Genomic DNA, 21,438 nt, shown 5'->3' with positions numbered 1-21,438 from the left:
CCTCACGTCGATGACCCATTTAGCCGTTTCCAGAAGCCGTGTCCGCGCGAGATGGTCTTCGGCTTGCCGCCGCCGTTCAGGTGGACGTCGACGAGGTCCGTCGCGACGGGCGCCGATGGCTCGGGCCGCGGGCGCCGGATCCGGCAGTCGACCTTGCTCAGGATCGGGGCGACGCCCGGACGGCGCACCCCGGCGCGCGGTCGCGCGTCCTGCCAGGCCTCCACGATCACGTGGGCGTTCGTTCCACCGTCAGCGAAGGAGTTGATGGCGGCGACCGCAGGCGCATCCCCCGCGTCGCTCAAGGCGCGCGAGAATCGGAACGGAGAGCGCGCCACGTCGTAGTGGAGCATGGGCTCCTCGGCCGAGAGGAACGGCACGCGCTGGCGGTGATGCAAGACCAGCACGGCCTTGATGAAGCTGGCGATGCCCTCCGCGCATAGCGGATGACCGATGTTCGGCTTCATCGAGCCGAGCTCGCAGGGCTCCCCACCGGCCGGCCGATATACGGACTCGATCGCCTTCAGCTCGAGCAGATCGGTCACCTCGGTGCCCGACCCGTTGACCTCGATGTGGCCGACGTCCTCCGCGCGCTTGCCGCTCTTCGCGAGCGCACGCTCCATCACCGCCCTCTGCGCCTGAGGGTTCGGCGCTGCCGGGCCGGCGGTGCGGCCGTCGTTGTTGATCGCGATGCCCTTGATCACCGCGTAGACGGCGTCCCCGTCGCGCAAGGCGTGGTCGAGCCGCTTCAGCCAGACCGTCCCCGCGCCTTCGCCCAGGACCGTGCCCCTCGCGCGCCGGTCGAACAGGTGCATCACCGGCTCACGACTCAGGATCCCGCGCTGCTCGAACACGCGCAGCGCACCGTCGCCGTTGAGCAAGCTCACGCCACCGACGAGCGCCGACTCGACCTCCCCCGCCTGCAGCGCCTGGACGGCCATGTTCATCGCCACGAGCGCCGAGGAGCAAGCGGTGTCGATGACCACGCTCGGACCGCGCAGATCGAAGAAGCGCGAGATGTTCGCGGCGAGGTAGTTCGCCCCGACGGCCATGATGAGGTTCTGGGCCTCCTGGAGCGCCTCGAGGTCGGCGACGACCTGGCTGCGAGCGCCGAGGTACACGCCGATCGAGCGGCCCTTGACGTCGTCCGGCGTGTAGCCGGCCTGGTACCAGAGGGCCAGGCTCTCCTCGAGGGCGAGCAAGGCCTGCGGATCCATCGCTCGCGCGTCGGCCGGCGAGATGCGGAAGAACGCCGGGTCGAAGTGCGTCACGTCGTCCAGCACGCCGGCGCAGTAGGAGCTCGCATGGCCCCACCGCTGCGGCGGGACGCGGCGGATGGCCGACCGCCCCTCGGCGAGCAATCGCCAGAACTGCTCGAGGTTGCTCGCTCCGGGGAAGCGGCACGACATCCCGATCACCGCGATGTCCGCGGCGCCCGGCGCCTCGGTCGCGAGGGCGGCGCGCGCAGCACCGTCGGCCAGCGCCGGCGGATCCACCGCGACCGCGGCCACCGACGGAGCCTCGGGCGCGGACGGCTCGCCTCCGGACGTGTCCGCGTCCGGCAGCAGAGCGCCGGCCGAGAGCGCTTCGCCGTGGAGGCCGAGGAGCCAACCGGAGAACGCCTCGATGGTCGGGTGCTCGAACAGGACCGACGGATCGATCGGCGCTCCGACGCGCTCCGCGACCGGCCGCACCAGCTGCACCAGCATGACCGAATCCACGCCGTAGTCCGGGAGCGGCGTCTGGACGTCGATCCGGCGCGGATCGAGCCTCAGCTCGCGCGCGACGAGGTCGACGAGCCAGGCCTGGACGGCCTTCGACGTCGCCTCGCCCGCCGCCGGCGCGCGCGCGGCCTCCGCGACGCTCGGAGCCGCCGACGGAGCGGCGCGGGCGACCTTCCTCGCGCGCGGCTCGAGCAGCGCCTCCGCGCGCCACCGGGCCGGGTCGACGGCTGCCGGCAGCACGACGGGGCCGTGATCCGCGGCGAGCAGCGTATCCAGCCAGCGCAGGCCTTCTGCGTCGCTGTGAGCGAACAACCCGAGACCGCGATAGATCGGGCTCCGGTTCTCGCCCATGCCGCTCTCGCTCCAGCTTGGCCACTGGATGCTCGTGATCGGCAAGCGATCACGGTAGGCGTACGCGACATAATCCATGTACGCGTTCGCCATCGCGTAGTCGCTCTGCCCGACGGCCAGCGCGGGCGCGGCCGCCGCGACGGAAGAGAACGTCACGAAGAAGCGGAGCGGCTCGTCCGCGAAGCACGTCAGCAGATGATCGAGGCCGGCGACCTTCGGCTCGAGCACCGCCTCGATCGTGGCGGGCGTCTTGCGCAGCAGCGCCGGTCGGTCCGCGTCGATGAGCCCCGCGCAGTGCAAGACTCCGCCGATCGGGCCGAGGGTCTGCTTCACGCTCTGCACAGCCGCGCGGAGCGCCGCCTCGTCGCTCAGCGGGACTGCGAGCACGACGACCTGGGCGCCGTCGGCTTCCAGCGCCAGCACGGCTCGGATCTTCTCCGCGACCGGCGTGTCCGCCGATTGCAGGCTCGCCCACTCCGCGCGCGCAGGCAACGGCTCGCGACCGGTCAACACGACGCGCTTGACGCCGTGCTCCCGGACGAAGTGTCGAGCGCAGACATGGCCGATGCCGCGTGTGCCTCCCGTCACCCACAGGACGTGATCCCTCGGGAACGGGCTCGACGTGCCCAGGGCCCCGGCGCCACTCGGAATCTCGCGATGCGTCGCCAGGTACCGCCGCCCCGCGCGATAGCAGACCTCGACCTCTTCGCGCGGGCCGCCGCACTCGCTCACGATCTGCTCGACCCGAGCTCGTTCGTCGCTCGTCGGGTCCAGATCCACGTGGCGCGAGACGAGCGGCGTGTACTCGCTCGAGAGCATCCGGTACAGCCCCACGCGATCAGCGCCGGAGAGAGCGATCGTCGTGTTCTCGTGCGCCTCCAGGCCTCGCGTGACGCAGAGGGCCCAACGGTCCTGCCGCGCCCCTCCCTCGATCCAGCGCTGCAGGGTCGTGATCCATCGCGCGTCGTGCGTACGGGTCCCGCCGCAGCCCACGAGGTCGATCCACCCGTCGCACCGGCTGAAGTCGACGTCTCCCGACGCCGGGCCTTCCACGATGTACACGCGCGCATCCGGGAACTGCTCCGCGACCCGCTCCGACAGCCGTCGAGCAAGGCCGCTCGTCTCCGACTCGCAGAGGATAACGACGCCCTTCGGCGCGGCGGTCGTCAAGCTCACGGAGCGGGGTTCCCAGGCCTTCGTGACGACGCGCTCCGCGCGCTGCGCCACCGCTCGGGGCTTCGCGACGTCCTGCGCGGCGCGGCGCTCGAGTCCGGGGATCCAGTACCGCTCCTTCGCGAACGGGTACGTCGGCAGGCTGATGCGCCGCGGTCGACGGTCGCCGTAGAGCTTCTCCCAGTCGAAGGCCAGGCCCTTCACCCAGAGCTCGAGGAGCTTTCCGTGCTTGCCCTTCCGGAGCCAGGCGGCGACGAGCGCCGCGGCGTCCTCGTCGGCATTCAGGCTCGCGAGCGCTTCCTTGTTCTTCTTGGCTTCGCCCCGGAACAATCCCTCGATGTCTCCGCTGCGCGCGTCGCCTCGAACGTAGGCGGTCAGCTTCTCGCGCAGCTCGTCGAGGCTCGTCGCCGTGAACGCGAGGCGGTGATCCATCGCCTCGCGACCGGTCTGCAACGTGTAAGCGATGCTCGCGAGATCGCTGTCGGCGTGCTGCTCTCGCTCGATGTGCGACAGCAGGTGACGCGCTTGCGCGCCGAGCTGCTCTTCCGTCTTCGCCGACAGGACCATGAGCGCCGTGTCGGCCCGGGCGGCTGCCTGCGCGCTGCCCGCGTCGTACTCCTCGACGATCACGTGGGCGTTCGCGCCTCCCGCTCCGAACGAGGAGATGCCTGCGATACGTGGATGCTCCCGGCGGCGTCCGTCGACCTCGAGGACGGGCCGCTTCCACTCCTCGCAGACCTGCTGGACACGGAACGGGGTGCTCGCGAAATCGATGTGCGGGTTCAGCTGCCTGGAGTGCAGGCTCGGCACGAGCGTGCGGTGCTTCATCTGCAAGAGCACCTTGGTCAGGCCGGCGATCCCGGCCGCGCTCTCCAGGTGCCCGATGTTCGACTTCGCCGACCCGATCGCGCAGTATTGCTTGTCCTGCGTGTGCCGCGCGAACGCGTGCGTCAGCCCCGCGATCTCGATCGGGTCTCCAAGGCTCGTCCCGGTCCCGTGCGCCTCGATGTAGCTGATCGCGCGCGGCTCGACGTTCGACGCCTCGAGCGCGCGCGCGATGACCTGCGCCTGCGCGACCGGGTTCGGCACCGTGTAGCCGTTCGTCTTGCCCCCGTGGTTGATGCTGGTGCCCTTGATCACGCCGTAGATGTGATCGCCGTCGGCCTCTGCACGCGCGAGCGGCTTGAGCAGCACGGCGCCGACGCCCTCGCCCGGCACGTACCCGTCGCCGCCGCGACCGAAGCTCTCGCACCGGCCGGTGCTCGACGCGAACTGGGCCTGAGAGAGCGCCAGGTACTTGTTCGGGTGCACGGACACGTTGACGCCGCCGGCGATCGCCACCTCGCAATCGCCGGCCTGGAGGCTCCGCACGGCGAGGTGGATCGCCGTCAGCGAGCTCGAGCACATCGTGTCCACCGCCAGGCTCGGGCCGTGGAAATCGCAGAAGTACGAGACGCGGTTCGCGATCGATGACGCGTTGCCGCCCAGAGCATACGCCGCGCCGAGCGTCTGAGCCTGCGCGCCATACAGCTGGTACTCCTCGTACATCACCCCGACGAACACCCCGACGTCACCCGCGCGCCCCGAGGCGCGGTTCTGCCGGAGCGCCTCACGGGTGTAGCCGGCGTCTTCCAGTGTCTCGTAGACGCAGTGCAGGAACAAGCGCTCCTGCGGATCCAGGAAACCTGCGTCGCGCGGCGAGATGTTGAAGAACACCGCGTCGAACTCGTCGACGCCGTCGATGAATCCTCCCCACTTGCTGTAGCTCTTGCCGACCTTGCCCTTCTCCGGATCGAAATACGCGCTGTGATCCCAGCGCGTCGCGGGGATCTCGGTGATGCAGTCCCGGCCGGCCTTCAGGTTCTCCCAGTACTCGTGAACGTCCGCGGCCTGCGGATAACGCCCGCTCAGCCCGACGATCGCGACGTCGATGGCCGGCCGTAGGGCGCCGTCGCCGGCTCGCTCCAAGGATCCCATCGACGGAGCGCCGTCGCGGCGCTGCTCGCGCGCCGTCGCCGCCGGGCGGCGCGACGCTCGAACCGGCTCCCCGCTGGAGGGGCTCTCCGCTGTGGACGAGCTCCTCGCGTGCGCCGCGGGCCCGCTCGACGACGCGACGCGCCCATTCGTCAGCTCCGACAGCAGCGCATCGCGGTGTCGCTCGATGAAGTATCGCGCGAGGGCGTCGATCGTCTGATACTCGAACATCAGCGTCTTCGGGAGCGAGCCGAACGTCGCCTCGAGCGCGTTCACGAGCCCGAGCGCCATGATCGAGTCGATGCCGTACTTCTCGAGCGGCGCATCGGTCTCGATGCGCTCAACAGGCACCTTCAGCGTGGTGGCCAGGAGCCGCTTCAGATACTGGCTCGCTCTTGGGTGGAGCTCGCCGCCGCTCGTGTCCGGGTGCGCCGCCCGCTCGGGCGTCTTTGTCGGCTCCTCTGCGGCGCGCGCCGCCGACTCCGCCGCGACCCCCCGGAGCTCCTGCAGCCTCCGCGTCGTGCCGGAGACCACCATCACCTGGGATTCGGCGGTCCTCCACGCACGGTAGAACGCCTCGATTCCGGCGGGCGTGCGGATGGCGTCATATCCCTGCTCGCGCATCAGCGCCTGCGCGCGCTCATCCACGCCCATCCCGCCGTCGGCCCACAGCGGCCAGCCGATGGACAGCGTGCGCCCGCGGCGTTCGCCTCGCCTCACGGACTCGTCGCGATACGCGGCGAATCGATCCAAAAACGCGTTCGCCGTCGCATAGTCGCTCTGTCCCACGTTGCCGATCGCGCCCGCTCCGGACGAGAACAACACCATGAAGTCGAGCGCACACGCGCGCGTGGCGCGGTCGAGATTCACCGCGCCGAGCACCTTCGGCGCCATGACGGCGCGCAGCTCCTCCGCGCTCTTCTTGAGGACGAAGCTGTCCCGGATCAGCCCCGCGCAGTGGACCACGCCGTCGAGATGCCCGTGCTCGGCGCGGATCGCGTCGACGCAGCTGTTCACCGCCGCTGGATCCGTCACGTCGACAGTCCGGTAGCGCACTTCCGTTCTCCGCCCCGACGTCTCGAGCGCGCGAAGCTGCGCGTTCTGCTCGTCCGAGAGCGTCGATCGTCCGACCAGGACGAGGCGCGCGTCCTCGACACGCTCGGCGATCTCCCTCGCGAACAGGCGCCCCAGCGCGCCCGCCCCGCCGGTGATCAGGTACACACCGCCGCTCTTCCACGGCAGGCTCGTCCCGAGGGACGCGCTCTCCGGCATGGGCCGCAAGCTCGAGACCTCACGGCGGCCGTCGACGTACCGGACTTCGGTGTCGCCCTGGGTGGCTCGGCGCGCATTCTCTGCGATGGCCTGCTCGAGGACGCGCGACGTCGCCTGCGGCGGCAACCCGATCACCTGCCCGTAGAACGACGGGTTCTCGAGCCGCGCGGTCCTGAGCAGCCCACCGAGGGCGCGCAGAGCTCCTCCGCCGGTCGCCTCGCTGACCAGCACCTGCACGAGCGTGGGCCGTCGCGGCTTCGCAGCCAGGATGGATCGCACGCGCGAAAGCAGCTGCTCGCTCATCGCGAGCAGGTGCTCGGCGCCGAGCTCGCCGTCTTCGCGCGCGCGCAGCAGCACCTCCCAGCGCACGTCCGCGTGGCGCGATTGCAGCTCCGAGACGTGAGCGCGGTAGGCCTCGTCGACACACACCCAGCGCTCGCCGTCCAGCGGCTCCGGCTGCGGCTCCGCGCCGACGCGCTCCCACTGCGGCCGGAGCAGCAAGGTCTGCGTGACCCGAGCCTCGTTCCCCGCGCGACCGAGCTCGCCAGCCAGCACGCGCGACGTGAGGCCTGTCACGCGAACGCAGACCCGGCCGTCCTCGTCGCAGATGTCGATGTCCAGCTTCTGCAGCGGACCGGCCGCGGTCCCCGCGCGCGCCCGCACTACGGCGACCGCGACCGCGGGGCTCCGGTCCACGATCTCCAGCTCCTCGAGCGCGAACGGCAGCGACGGCCCGGACGCGCCGGCGTCGCCGTCGCCGAGCGCCAGCCCGATCGAGGCCTGAAGTGCGCCGTCGAGGACGCTCGGGTGCAGGACATACGAATGCGCCGTCGGCATCACGGCGTCGGGGATCGTGACCTGCGCCAGCACGCAGCGGCGTCCTTCCGAGTCGGTCCCGACCTGCATCCGCACCATGCTGCGGTGCGCGGGACCGAAGGCGATCCCCATCGCCTCGAACAGCGCATAGCACTGCTCGACGTCGATCGGCCGCGCGTAGCGCGACCCGAGCACCTGCAGATCGACGACGGCGGCGTCGGTAGGCTCGTGCGACAGGGAGCCCAGGCCCTGGACGTGGACGAGGCGGTCGCCGTCCGAGATCGTATACACCTCGAACCCGACGTCACCGTCTTCTCGCGCCGACAAGGCGACATGGACCTCGCGCGGCTCCGTCACGACGAGCGGCCTCTGCCACACGACGTCCTTCAGCCGAATGCCGCCGCCACCGGCCGCGAGCGACTCCAGGATCGCCGCGCGAGCCATCTCCAGGTACGCGACGGCTGGCAGCAGCTTCTCGCCCTTGATCACGTGATCGGCCAGGAAGAACTCAGCGCCGTTGAGCTCGGAGCTGAAACGCTGCTCGCTCAAGACAGAGGTGTTGCGCTGCAGCAGAGGATGGATGACCGCCGCCTTCACCGCCCCGACGGGCTCCGCGCGGACCGGCGATTCGATCCAGTGCCGCTCCTTCGCGAACGGGTACGTGGGCAACCTCATGCGACGTGTTCTGCGTCCGCCGTGGAGCACCGCCCAGTCGACGCTCAGGCCCTTGACCCAGAGCTCCAGGAGCTTTTCGTACTTCCCGCGCTGAATCCACTTGTCCACTGTCTCCGCGAACTCGGCGTCCGCGGTCAGCGTGACGAGCGTCGGCATGCCGGTCCTTGTGTCACTGCAATGGAGCTCCTGGACATCACCGGGCGCGGGTCTGGCCGCGACGAAGGCCGTCAGCTTCTCTCGCGCCTGCTGGAGGGTCGTCGCGGTGAACGCGAGGCGGTGATCCATGGCCTCGCGCCCGATCTGCAGCGTGTACGCGACCTCGGTGAGATCGCCGTCGACATACGCACCCGAAGAGAGCTCCGTGAGCAGTTGCTCGGCCTGCACCGTCAACCGCTCTCGGGTCTTCGCGGACAGCACGAGGAGCGCCGGACGCTCCTGCGTGGGCGCGCGCGCGGGTTCCCGTGCCGGCTCCACGTACGCCTCGAGCACGACGTGCGCGTTCGCCCCGCCGACTCCGAAGCTGCTCACGCCCGCCCGGCGCGGCACCGCCCGACCTTGCGCGTCCCGGACCTCGGGCCAGTCGCGCGTCTCTCGCACCAGGTAGAACGGGCTACCCTCGAGCTGAAGGTACGGATTCGGCTCCTTCAGGTGCAGGTTGCCCGGGATCTTGCCGTGCCGGAGCATCATCAGCACCTTCGCGACGCCCGCGAGCCCGGCGGCTGCTTCCAGGTGACCGATGTTCGTCTTCAGGGACCCGAGCCCGCAATGCGGCTCGACCGGTGCCGTGTGCCCCTGCCCCGCGCACAGCTCCGCAAAAGCCCCCTTGAGCGCATTGACCTCGATCGGATCCCCCAGCACCGTTCCTGTGCCGTGCGTCTCGATGTACCCGACCGTGCGCACATCGACGCCGGCGTTCCGGTACGCGGCGACGAGGAGCGCCTGCTGCGCGACCGGGTTCGGCGCCGTCGCCGAGGTGGCCTTGCCGCCGTGGTTCTCGGCGCTCCCGCGGATCAGGCCGTAGATCGGATCCCCGTCGGCTTCCGCCTTTCCGAGCGGCTTCAGCAGCAAGGCGACCACGCCCTCGCCGCGCCCGTACCCGTCGGCGCCGCGATCGAAGGTCTTGCAGCGCCCGTCCTCGCTGAGCATCCCCGCCTGGCTCGCGCCGACGGTGATGTCCGGCGTGACCATGACGTTGACGCCGCCGACCAGCGCGGCCTCGCATTCGCCCGAGCGCAGGCAGCCGGCCGCGCGATGCAGGGCCACGAGCGAGCTGGAGCACGCGGTGTCGATCGCCTCGCTCGGCCCGTGCAGGTTCAGGAGGTACGAGACCCGATTGGCCGCCATGAAGTGGAACAGGTACGCGCCCTGCGAATGGGAAACCCCGAGCACCCTCTGCCGGTGAAATAGGTCCTTGTAATCGGCGGTCGTGACCCCGATGAACACGCCCGTGCTCGTGCCCGCGAGGGTCCCGGGTCGATGGCCGGCGTCCTCGATGCATGCCCAGAACGCCTGGATGAGCAGGCGCTGCTGCGGGTCCATTCCCTGCGCCTCGAAGGGCGAGATCCCGAAGAACAGCGGGTCGAAGCAATCGACGTCCGCCATGAAGCCGCCGGTCTTCACCCGCGTCTTGCCGGGATCCGCCTTCGGGTCGCCGTAGACCTGCCGCCAGTCCCAGCGGTCGGCGGGGACCTCGCTGATGAGATCGCGATTGGCGGCCACGTTCTCCCACAGCTCACGCACGCTCGCCGAGCCCGGGAAGCGCCCGCTCATCCCGACGATGGCGATCGGCTCGTCGTGGCTCGCGACGTCGGTGCTCCGTCGCCGCGACGTCCGCGGCGCCCGGCGAGCCAGCTCCACCTTCTCGACCGAGGGCCGCGCCTGCTCGGCCGCCGCGGGCGCCGCCGTCTTCGGCGCGCTCACCGCGCGCCCCGTGTCCCACTTCGCGCGCAGCTCCGGCTCGTGGTTCTTCACGAGATGCTCGCCGAGCAGCGCGAGGGTCGAACACTCGAAGAAGACCGTCGGCATGAGCGCCAGGTCGTATCGCTGGTTCAGGCGATTGGCGAACTCGGTGAACATGACCGAGTCGAAGCCGTACCGGGAGAGCTCGGCTTGCGTGTCGATCTGGCTCGCGTCCGAACGCACGAGAGCGCTCACGTCGCCCACGAGCTCCTGAACGATCCGCTTCAGCAGAGCGTCGCCGCCGGCCGGATCACCGGGCGCCGGCTTCGCCGCGCTGGGCGCCCCGTCGTTCGCCGATCGCCCGCTGGCCGCCTGGGCATGGGCCTTCGCGGGCGCCGCCGGCGCTCGTGCGAACATCACCCCCCGGATCTTCGGCACGTCGCCCGCCGCGACCATCACCTGCGTCGGTCTATCGAGCATCGCGCCCACGAGGGACCGCATGCCCGTCTCGTTGTCGAGCGCGCGGAACCCGGTGAGCCGCTCGTGGATCTCGCGCATCTGCGCGTCGATCTGCATTCCGCCGTCGCGCCACAACGGCCAGTTCACCGAGATCGTGTGACCGCGACGCTCCCCTCGGCGTACACGCCCGTTGCGATGGTGCGCAAACGCATCGAGGAACGCGTTCGCCCCAGCATAGTCGGCCTGCCCCGCGTTGCCTCCCGACGCCAGCGAGGAGAACAGTACCAGGAACTCCAGCGGGAAATCGCGTGTCGCCTCGTCGATGGCCAGGACCCCGGCGACTTTCGGGCGGAGCACCGCGTGCACCTCGTCCGCGGTCTTGTTCACCAGGTACGCGTCGCGCGTGGCGCCCGCGCAGTGGAAGATGCCCGTGAGCCGGCCGTGGTCGCGCTGGATGCGCGTGACCTGCTCGTTCACCTGCTCGGCGTCCGACACGTCGCAGACCAGGTAGTCGATGTCGACGCCTTCGCCGCGGAGGGCCTCGAGCGACGCGCGCGCGCTGCCTTGCAGGGCGGCCCGCCCGCTCGCGAGGATCTTCACGCCTTCGATGGCGCCGAAGTGACGCGCGACGATGCGTCCGAGCCCGCCGAGGCCTCCCACGATCCACAGCACGCTGCCGGGGCGCACGACGTCGGAGGCGAGAGCGCGCGCGGGCAGCGTCACCTCGCGCCAGCCCCGCACGTAACGGGTCATCGATTCGCCGGCGAGCCGGAGCTCGACGTCGGCGCTCGCGCTCACCAGCTCGTCCGCCAGCGAATCGAGCAATCGAGCGCGCGCGCGATCGGTCTTCGCCGCGTGACGCACGAGCTTGCAGACGAGCTTCGGGTGCTCGAGCCGCGCGGACTTCAGGAGGCCGCCGAGCGCGGCGTGCACGTAATCGTCGTCCCTCTCCTCGACCAGGACGACGACGGGCTGCGGGCGGGGCGCCTTGCTCGCCATGAAGCCCTTGAGCAAGCGCACGACGGAGAGGAACCTCTCTTCGATCCCCGTCGCGCGGTCCGCGCGCTCCTCCGCCAGCGTCTCGACGCGCGCTCCGCTCCAGCGGGCCTCGAGCGCGCGGCGCAGCGACGCGTCGGGAGCCGAGAGGACGAAGATCGGCGGCTCGGTCTGCGTCCCTGTCTGCGATGGATCGAGCGGACGCTCTTCCCACTCCGGGACGGCGTGAACGACGTCCGCTGAAGGGGCGCTGGCCGACACCGCCATGAAGCCTCGAAGCGCGATCGCGCACCGGCCGCGCTCGTCGACGACGTCGATATCGTATTTCCTGGCCCTCGGGTTCCCGGCGCCCGCGCTCTCGCGGACGTACACGTACGGGCGCTCGGGGATCTCCGAGTAAATCCACAGGGCGTCGAGGCTGTACGGAAACCTCCACTGCCGCTGACCGTCTTGCACGAGAGAGAAGAAGACCGCGGGCTCCAGGATCGAATTGCCGACGTGCGGGTGCAGGAGGTAGTCCCCGCCGTCCCCCTTGGACAGCCGCAGCGCCGCCAGGGCTTCCTTCCCGGAGTGCACCAGAGACTCGATCCGCGAGTGGTCGTAGGCCGCCATCTGCATCGTGGCTGCGCGCGCTTTCGCGTCGGCCGCCGTCCGGCACCTAGCGCGGATGGCTTCGATGTCCAGAGCAGGCGGCGGCGCTGGGCGATCCGCCACCCCGTCGAGGAGCAAGAGCCCCTGAGCGTGGATGGCTCTTCGCGCGTCGCCTCCCGTCGTCGTCGCCGTCTCGACCGTGTACGCCCAGCCGTCCTTCGCCGCCGCGAACCGCACACGCACGTCGCACGGGCGATCCTGGATCACCAGCGGGGCGACCCAGAGCGCGTTCCGGATCCCGACGACCTTGACGCCGCTCCCCGTCTCGCCGGCGACGCGAGCCATCTCGAGGTACGCCGGCGCGGGGAACAACTGGCCATGTTCCTTCAAGAACCATTCGGCCCCAGAGAACGCGCTCGAGAACTCGCGCTGCTCGGGCGTCGACACATCGTGATGAACGAGCGGATGCAGCCGGTTCCGGTCTGCGGGCGCGGCTCCGGCTCTCGCCTCCATCACGCGCGACGTGAGCCCCCGCAACCGCAAGCAGACGTGCCCCTGCGCGTCGCAGACCTCGAGGTCGAGCTTCTGGACCTGCGAGCGCTCCGTCTGCCCGTCGTCCGTGCGGGAGCGGATGTAGACGTACGAACGCTCCGGGCTGCGCTCGAGGATGTCGATGCTCTCGAGCGCGAACGGCAGCGTCGGATTCGCCGATCCCTCAGCGCTTCGCTGCGCGAGCACCAACCCGAGCGACGCCTGGAACGCGCTGTCGAGCACGCTCGGGTGCACCACGAACAGCTCGCGGGTGCCGACGGAGCCCTGGGGCAGCGTCACCTCGGCCACGACGTACGCCCCGCCGTCGACATCCCTGCCCACCCCGACGCTCCGGACGCCGCGATGCGCAGGGCCGTACGCGATCCCCATCGCCTCGAAGGCCTCGTACAGGCGGTCCACGGCGATGGTTTGCTCGCGCCTCGCGAGCAACGCCTCCACGTCGACCTCGCCGGCCTCTCCGCGGCCGCGCTCGATCAGCGCCGCGCGCCCCTGCGCGTGAACGACGTCGTCGCCCGCGCCGGCCGTGACGATCTCGAAATCGATGTCTCCGTCGTCGCGCGCCGTGAGCCGGACGTGAACGGCGGAGGGCTGATCGACGACGATCGGGCGAACCCAGACGACGCTCTCGAGGCGGACGTAGATCTCCTCCGCGAGGTCGCCCGACGAGGCCATGACCGCGGCGCGCGCCATCTCCAGGTAGCAGACGCCCGGCAGCACCTTGTGGCCGCCGATGACGTGATCCTGCAGGAAGCCCTCGGCCCCGCTGAGCGTCGACGAGAAGCGCTGCGCCTCGAACGTCGACGTGTTCCGATGCAGGAGAGGATGCAGCACCGTCCCGGCGAGGAGGCCCGGATCGGCGGCCGCGCCGTCCGGCTCGGGGCGCGGCGCCTCGATCTGCACCGGATAGCGGTCGCGTACGAACGGATACGTCGGAAGCGCGATGCGCTTCGGCGTCACCTCGCCATGAATGCGTCGCCAGTCGAAATCGAAGCCGCGGACCCACAGGTCGAGCAGCCGCTGCCACCTGCCGTGCGCGATGCACTCCGCGGCGATCACGGCCTGCTCCTCTTCCGTGAGGTCGAGGCCGGCCTGCTGCTTCGCGCGTACCGCGCGTGACTCCTCTCCCGCAACGAAGCGCCGCAGCTGCTCGCGCAGCGCGGGCACCGAGTCGACGACGAAGCCGACGCGGCACTCCATCGCGTCTCTTCCCACCTGCAGCGTAAAGGCAAGATCGAAGAGATCGCCGTCGCCCAGGGCGCTCTCGCCCGGCTCGCCGATCGCGGCGAGCAGCTGCTCGGCCTGCGCCCTCAGGCGCTCCTCGTTCTTGGCCGAGAGCACGACGAGCGCCGGGCCGAGGGACGCGCGGCGCTCGCGGTCCGCGCGCCGCGCGGCGTGCTGCTCGACGACCAGGTGGGCATTCGTCCCGCTGAAGCCGAACGAGCTGATCGCCGCGAGCCGCGAGCCACGTCCGTTCACCGGCCACGGCTTCAGCTCGGTGTTCACGTAGACGGGGCTGTTCTGGAAGTCGATGTGCGGGTTCGGCTTGTCGAAGTTGATGCTGGGCGGCATCTGTCCGTGCTGCATGCTCAGACAGACCTTGATGAGGCTCAGCACGCCCGAAGCCGCCGTCGTGTGACCAATGTTGGCCTTGATCGACCCGATCCCGCAGAACTGCTTCTTGTCGGTGAACTGGGCGAAGGCCTCGCTGAGCGCGTGAACCTCGATGGGATCCCCCAGCTTCGTTCCGGTTCCGTGGGCTTCGATGTACTGGATGTCCTCGACCGGAATGCGCCCGCGTCGGTAGACGGACTCGACGAGCTTGCTCTGCGACAGGAAGCTCGGGACCGTGATGCCCGACGTCTTGCCGTCCTGATTCGTGCCGCTCGCCCGGATCACACCGTAGATCCGATCCCCGTCCGCTTCGGCGTCCGAGAGCCGCTTGAGGAGGACGACGCCGACTCCGTCTCCGACCAGGGTCCCGTCGGCCTGATGGTCGAAGGGCCTGCAGCGCACCGTCGGTGACAGCATCCCCGCTCGCTGCATCGAGATGAAGACGGCGGGATGGTTGAAGATGGTGATTCCGCCCGCGATGGCCATGTCAACCTCACCCGCCTTCAGCTTCTGGCAGGCGATATCGATGGCGACCAGCGACGACGAGCAGGTGGTGTTCAGCGCGAGCGCCGGTCCCTTCAGGTTCAGGAAGTACGACGTCCTCGCCGCCAAGATGCCGTTGTCATTGCCCGTCACCGCGAAGTGCGACGGCTCGGAGTTCACGACCATCGACTGGATCGCGCCGATGATGACGGCCACGTCCCGCCCACCGAGGGAAGCGGGCGCGTAACCCGCGTCCTCGATCGCCGCGTAGCATTCCTCGAGGAGGATGCGCTGCACGGCGTCCATGGACTCCGCCTCTCGGCGCGAGATGTTGAAGAAGGAGGTGTCGAAGCAGTCCGCATCGGGCATCGCGCCGTAACGCACGAGGCGGTCGATGCGATAGCGCGCGAGCACGTCTCGCCACCCCTCGTCCTGGACGAAATCGACGCACTCGCGTCCGTCGCGGACGAGCTCCCATAGCTCTTTCTGGTTCCGCGCGCCGCTGCAGCGGACCGCGACTCCGATGATCGCGATCCCGACGTCGCCGGAGTCGGGGGCGACGTTCCCGCGCGCGCGCGCCGCAGGAGAGGAGGTCGGAGCATACCCGGGGCCCGCGGGCACCTCTCGCGCCACGGGCGCCGTTGAGCTCGCGGTCGCGGCGGCTCCCGGCGTCATCGCAAAGACCGCCTCCGGCTTCGCGGGCAACGATCGTGCGACGTAATCCGCCAGCAAGCGGATGCTGCTGAACTCGAAGACGACGCTGCTCGGCAGCGTGAGATCGAAGAGCGCGTTGACGGCCTCGACCAGCTCGATCGCGTTGATCGAGCTGACGCCCAGCTCCTGGAACTCGGTGTCGTAGGTGAAGTCCGCCGGCTCGAGCCGCAGGATCCGGCAAAACTCCGCCTTGATCCGCGCTTTCACGACCTCCGAGCCCGCGTGCGCGCGGGACTTCGTCTCGCTCCTCGCGGCGGCCGAGACGGCCGGCGGAGCGCTCTCGGCGCTCGTCTCCGCGCTGAACGGGTACGTTGGAATCGCCAGCGACAGCTGCTCTCGCAGCGCGTCCGAGTAGGGCCGCTTCGCCGCCATCTTCGAGGCGTTGTGCGCGCGGAGCTCCTCGTCGCTCATGCCGCGCACCTTGTCGATCTTGAACAGGCAGTAGCTGATCCAGCCTCTCTCGAGCGCGGTGGATATGTTCGCATAGTTGCGGAACGTGTCCTGCATGGCCTTGGGCTGGCCGCGGAGGCTCTCCTCGAGCTCCGGGTCGTGGACGAAATTGCCGATCTCGCGCGAGACGTCGATGACCTCATCGATCCTCAGCCCATCCCCCGAGAGCGCATCGCCCCAGTCGACGGCGGTCGGGATCGTGATCTCGACGCCCTGATCGACGATCGGCCCGCGCAGATTCACGACGAAGTCGGCCAGGAGGACGCGCCCGGTCGGCGTGAGACTCGCCGCGACGCTCCTGAACAGCGCCTTCCTGTCGCGGGCATGCGACGTGACCCCGATGCCGACGATGAGGTCATAGTCGCCCGGAAACGGCTCCGCCCCGGCGCTTCTGGCGAAGAGGCGCGCACGGTCGCTGAGGCCCAGGCGAGCGATGCGGCCATTGCCGATCTCCGCGTGCTCGCTCGCGCTCGTGTTGCCGTCCGCCCGCAGATGGCTGAAGTGCTGCGCGAGCTCGACGAGCTCGGCGCCCTGTCCGGCGCCGAGGTCGAGCACGCTCCGGATGCGGGCGAAGTCCTCCTTGTAGAACAGCACGCGCCGCAGCTCCCGCTTCTTCTCCGCGACGAGCTCTTCCAGCGCCCGCCTCTCCTCGACCGCATACAGCTCCGGCCGGAGGGCGAGCCTGCTCAGGGAGAAGCGGGGGACACGCTCGTCGAGAGGAGCGAACGTGAGCGAGTCCTCGTGAGAGGCGCCGCTCTTCGTCGGCTGCGCCGCCGGGACCTCCTCGATCGCGCTCGCAGCTGCGGGCTCCCGGCGCGTGGCGTCCGGCGTACGCGCTGCGCCGACCCAGCACCGCCGCCGCTCGAAGCGGTACGTCGGAAGCGGGGTGCGGGCGTATCCGCCGTCTGCGAACAGCCGATCGAAGCTGAGGCGATGTCCCTGCGCGTACAGCTCCGCGACATTCGACAGGTCCTCGAGGTAGTCGCGCCTGGACGAATCCCCGTTCGGGATGTATCGGCGGCAATTCTCGATGCAGTGGTTTCCGAACCGCTGCATCGACTCCTGCTCCTTGGTCTTCCGCGTCGATGCCGAACCATAGAGCCGGGCGGCGCTGCCGCCGCCGAGCCACTCGCGGAGTCGACTGCTTAGCTCGTCGGCGCTGCCGGCGACGCACGCCAGGCGATGCTCGAAGTGCTTGCGGCCGACGAGCAGCGTGTACGCGACGTTGCCGCAGTCGAGACCCGGGTTCGCTTCGCAATGCCGGAGCAGGCCCTCGACGTGCTCTCGGAGCTGCGCCGCGGTGCGCGCTGACAGCGCGATCACGTAACCTGGCCGCTCGGCGTGCGCGCGCGCGCTGGGCGGCGCTTCCTCGAGGACCATGTGAGCGTTCGTGCCGCTCATCCCGAACGAGCTCACGGCGGCGACGCGGCGCACCCCGGGCGCCGTCTCCCAGTCGCGGAGCTTCGTGTTGACGTAGAATGGGCTGCTGTCGAAATCGATGTGCGAGTTGCCCCGCTCGAAGTGGAGAGACGGCGGGATGCGCCGATACTTGAGGGCGAGGACGCACTTGAGGACGCCCGCCAGGCCCGACGCCGCGGTCGTGTGACCGATGTTGGTCTTGATGGATCCGATCGCGCAGAAGTGCTTCTTGTCCGTGTCCTGACGGAACGCCCTGGTGAGCGCCTGGTATTCAATGGGATCGCCGAGCTTCGTCCCGGTGCCGTGCGCTTCCACCATCTGGATGTCTTCGGCGCGAACGCCGAAGTTCTCGTAGACCTCGCGCTCCAGGCGCTCCTGCGACAAGGCGCTCGGCGCGGTGATCCCGTTCGTGGTGCCGTCCTGGTTGATCGCGGAGCCACGGATGACCGCGTGCACATGATCCCCGTCGGCGACGGCCTCGCTCAGGCGCTTCAGCAGCACCGCGCCGACGCCTTCACCGGGGACGAAGCCGTCGGCGCGATCGTCGAACGTGTAACAACGCCCGTTGGGTGACAGCATCCCAGTGCGCGACGCCATGAGGTAGAACGTCGGTGTGCACTGCACGTAGACGCCGCCGGCCAGCGCCAGATCGACCTCGCCCGCGCGCAGCGCCTGGCAGGCCAGGTGCATCGCCACGAGCGAGCTCGAGCACGCCGTGTCGATCGTCATCGCCGGACCCTTCAGATCGAGGCAGTACGCGATGCGCGCCGAGAGAATGGACGCCGCGCCGCCCATCATGGCCTCCGGAGGCACCGACTCGGCCTGCAGGAGCTGCTGATAGTCGCCGCCGTTGCAGCCGACGTACACGCCACAGCGCCGCCCTTCGATGCTCGCGCCCGCATACCCGGCGTCCTCGAGGGCCCTCCAGCTCTCCTCGAGGAACAGCCGCTGCTGCGGGTCCATGTGGGCGGCCTCGACGCCGGAGATGTTGAAGAACAGCGGATCGAACCGGTCGATGGCCTGGAGGAGGCCTCCACGGAGGCAGCCGTCGTCGATCTTCGCCGCCGCATACTCGCGGGCGAGGTCCCAGCGCGTGACGGGCTCCGTCAGATCCGTCCCTCGCGCCAGATGCTCCCAGAGCTCCTCGACGTTCTCCGCCCGCGCATAACGCGCGCTCATGCCGATAATGGCGATCGGGTCGCGGAGCGACGGCGCTCGAGACGTGCTCGCGGCCTCGGGCGCGGGGGCGGGCGCGGGTGCCGCGCTCGAGCCGCTGGAGGCGCCGAGCGCCGTGCTCGTCGGCATGCTCGGGGACGGGCGCGACCTCGCAGCAGCCTTCTCCGGAGTGACCGCGTCGACGCTCCGCCGCTGCCGGCCGTCGCTCTCGGCGTCGGCGAGCTGCTTGTGGACGACATCGCGATACTCGGCGAACACATGCGCCGCCAGCTTGTTCGTGCTCGGGTAATCGAACACGCTCGTGGTGGTCAGCTTGATCGAGAGCGCCTTGTTGATCGCCTCGGTCGCGCGCACTCCCATGATCGAGTCAAGGCCGTAATCCGCAAAGGACTCGTCGGGGTCGATCGCGTCACGGTCCATCCTCAACGTGGAGCTCAGCTGATCGAGGATCGTCCGGTGGATGTGCTCGCGCACGGCGTCGTCGCCGATCGCGTCGGCCGACTTCGCGCCCGCCGGCGCGGCGTTGCGCGAGACGGCGGCCGCGGCGCTCGCCTTCGTCGACCCTGCCGACGCTGCCGACGCTACCGACGCTACCGCACGCGCCGTACCCACCGTACGCGCCGGCTGGCGGATCACGCCGTCGCTCTGCGCCACGACGATCTGTTGACCGTTGCCCTGCGCGACGCACGTGACCGAGTGGAAGCCTTCCTCCTCGAGGACTCGCTGCCATGCCTCGAACGTCAAGCCGGGGGTGCCGGACAGGCGCAGCGACTCGTCCTCGTAAAGCCACCATCCTTCCAGAAGTCCGAACGTGAGATGCGTGAACAGGCTGCGGCCGCTGAGCTCGTTCAGGGCGAGCATTCCGTTGCCCTGCAACGCCGCCTTCGCGTTGCGCAGGGTGACACGGATGTTCTTCGTCGCGTGCAGCACGTTCGCCGCGATGACGACATCGTACTGCGCGGCGGGGAGCCCTTGCTCTGCGAGGGGCCGCTCGACGTCGAAGATCGCGGTCCTGAGGTACGGGCGCCCAGGGGCGTAATGATCCTCCGCGTGAACCAGGAACGCTCTCGACAGGTCGGTGTAGCAGTACTCCGCGACCGAGCCCGGGTACGCGTCGAGACCCTGGAGCACTCCTGCGCTCGTTCCTCCGGTGCCCGCTCCGATCTCCAGGATTCGGACGCGCGCTCGCGGGTCCTGGCGCAGTCGCGCGTCGACGAACGCCACGACGATATCCGCGAGCACCGCGTTGAACGGGTCCGCCAGGCCGTTACCCTTGTAGATGCCTTCGACCAGATGCGTCGAGGCATTCGGGAACAGGACGTCCGTCGCGCGCTGACGGCCGGTGAGGAGCTCCGGCAACGCGCGCAGCGCGACGTCGACGAGCCGCGCTTGAGCGCCCCAGCGCGGATCGCTGAGCCACTCGCGCTGGTGCGCCTCCCACTGCGCCCACGCGGCCGCGCCGTCGGCCAGCTCTGGATCGACCAGCCTCCACTGGCCATCGTCGACCGCGACGACACCGTCCGCTTGCAGAGCCCTGAGGCTCTCTCGCAGCCAGCGGTCGTAGAGCGCGGGGAGGTTGACCTGCCGCTTCCACCCCGCGAGCGAGGAAGCGGTGAACAATCCGAGCGACTGCAGCTGCGCGCACAGCACTCCGGTCATAAGCCGGTGCAGCGTTCGGGCGGAGCCCTCGTCGACGAGCTCGGCGCTCTCTGAAGCAGACATGCCGTTCTGAGTCGTCATCGTTCCCTCTTCGAGCCATCGAGTCGCCGGCGCGGCTCCGCCCGCGCACGTCACAGCGTTTGTGCGAGCTCGCGCTCCTTCGCCTTCTGGCCGCTCGCCGCGGGCTTGCCGAGCTCGCTGACCAGCCGCTGCGCCGCCCTCTTGGCTCCATCGAGCGTGATGTTGTTCGCCAGGGACTCAGCGCGCGCCTTTGTCTCGCGGCGCGAGGCCTCCCGCAGGGCGGTGGTCAGGGTCCTCACGGTCACCTGATCGCGAGGGGGGCACTCGACGCCCACGCCCAGCTTCTCCAGCCTCGCAGCGTGCCAGAACTGATCGTAGACGTGCGGGACGATGATCTGCGGCTTGCCCGCCCTCGCAGCGGCGGTCGTGGTGCCCGCGCCCCCGTGGTGCACCACGGCCGCGACGCGCGGAAACAGCTGCTCGTGGCTGACGTCGCCGATCGAGATGCAGTCGTCGCCCGAGTCGATGAGGCCCAGGTTCCCCCATCCCTGAGAGACGATCGCCCGGAGCCCCGCCGCCCGGGCGGCCTCGATGACGGTGCGGCTCATGGGCTCGGAGCCCCGCATGCTCCCGAGCCCGAAGTAGACCGGGGGCCTGCCGTTCGCGAGGAAGCGCTCGAGCTCCTCGGGCAGCGGGCTCTGGTCGGGCAGCAGCCAGGCGCCGGTCTGCACGATCTGCATCGGGGATTTCTTGGGCGCCGGCGCGAGCGCCGGGTCGGCCGCGAGCCACGGACGCTCCGTGAAGACGTGACGCCGGACGCTGTCGACGGGCGAGAGCCCCAGCTTCGCGCGCGCCTCGTTGAGCGCGGGGCCGATCGTCTCGTCCAGCTCCTTCGCGTCCTTCCTCCACAGATTGTGATTCACGGCTGCGGGCAGCGACTGCGGGTAGTGGGTCAGCATCTTCGCGGGCGGGTATTCGGGCGACGGCAGCACCGCAGGGCTGTAGGCAACGAAGACGTAGGGGATCTTCAGCATCTCGGCGACCGAGCGCGCCGCGAACTGAATCCCGCCTGCGGCAACGATAAGGTCGCACCCCTTCGCCGCCTCGGGCAGCACCTGGAACTGGCTGCCCACGGTGAAGGCGGCGAACTGACGGAGCTGCTCCGGAGACGGCTTTGGCAGCTTCACCCCGGGCGGCGGGCTCGGCATGTTCCTGAGGTCCGGGCCGATCGGGGTGCAGCGCACGCCGAACGACTCCACCCACTCCTTGAAGTTCGGGGGCACGCAAAAGGTCGCTTCGTGACCGAGCGCTCGCAGCTCGAGCGCGAGCGCGAGGAGCGGCTGCACGTCGCCGCGAGAGCCGATGGTGGAGAACAGTATTTTCATCTTCTCGATACCGTATTGTTTAGAGTGGATTGATGTCTCAC

2 protein-coding genes are annotated in these 21,438 nt (G+C 69.7%); both read right to left on the bottom strand.

Annotated elements, in window-relative coordinates:
* Positions 1–2: 2 nt before the first annotated feature.
* Positions 3–20,072 (bottom strand): SDR family NAD(P)-dependent oxidoreductase, encoded by a 20,070-nt coding sequence (locus WME85_RS07480; protein WP_437836523.1) that lies wholly within the window; start codon positions 20,070–20,072, stop codon positions 3–5.
* 50 nt (positions 20,073–20,122) lie between these two features.
* Positions 20,123–21,397 carry a glycosyltransferase gene (locus tag WME85_RS07475; protein ID WP_437836521.1) on the bottom strand — a complete coding sequence of 425 codons (1,275 nt, stop codon included), beginning with the start codon at positions 21,395–21,397 and terminating at the stop codon, positions 20,123–20,125.
* Between the last annotated feature and the right edge of the window lie 41 nt (positions 21,398–21,438).

Source organism: Sorangium sp. So ce1153, from assembly GCF_051521595.1.
Taxonomy (GTDB): Bacteria; Myxococcota_A; Polyangia; order Polyangiales; family Polyangiaceae; genus Sorangium.
This window is presented reverse-complemented; position numbering and strand designations above follow the sequence as displayed.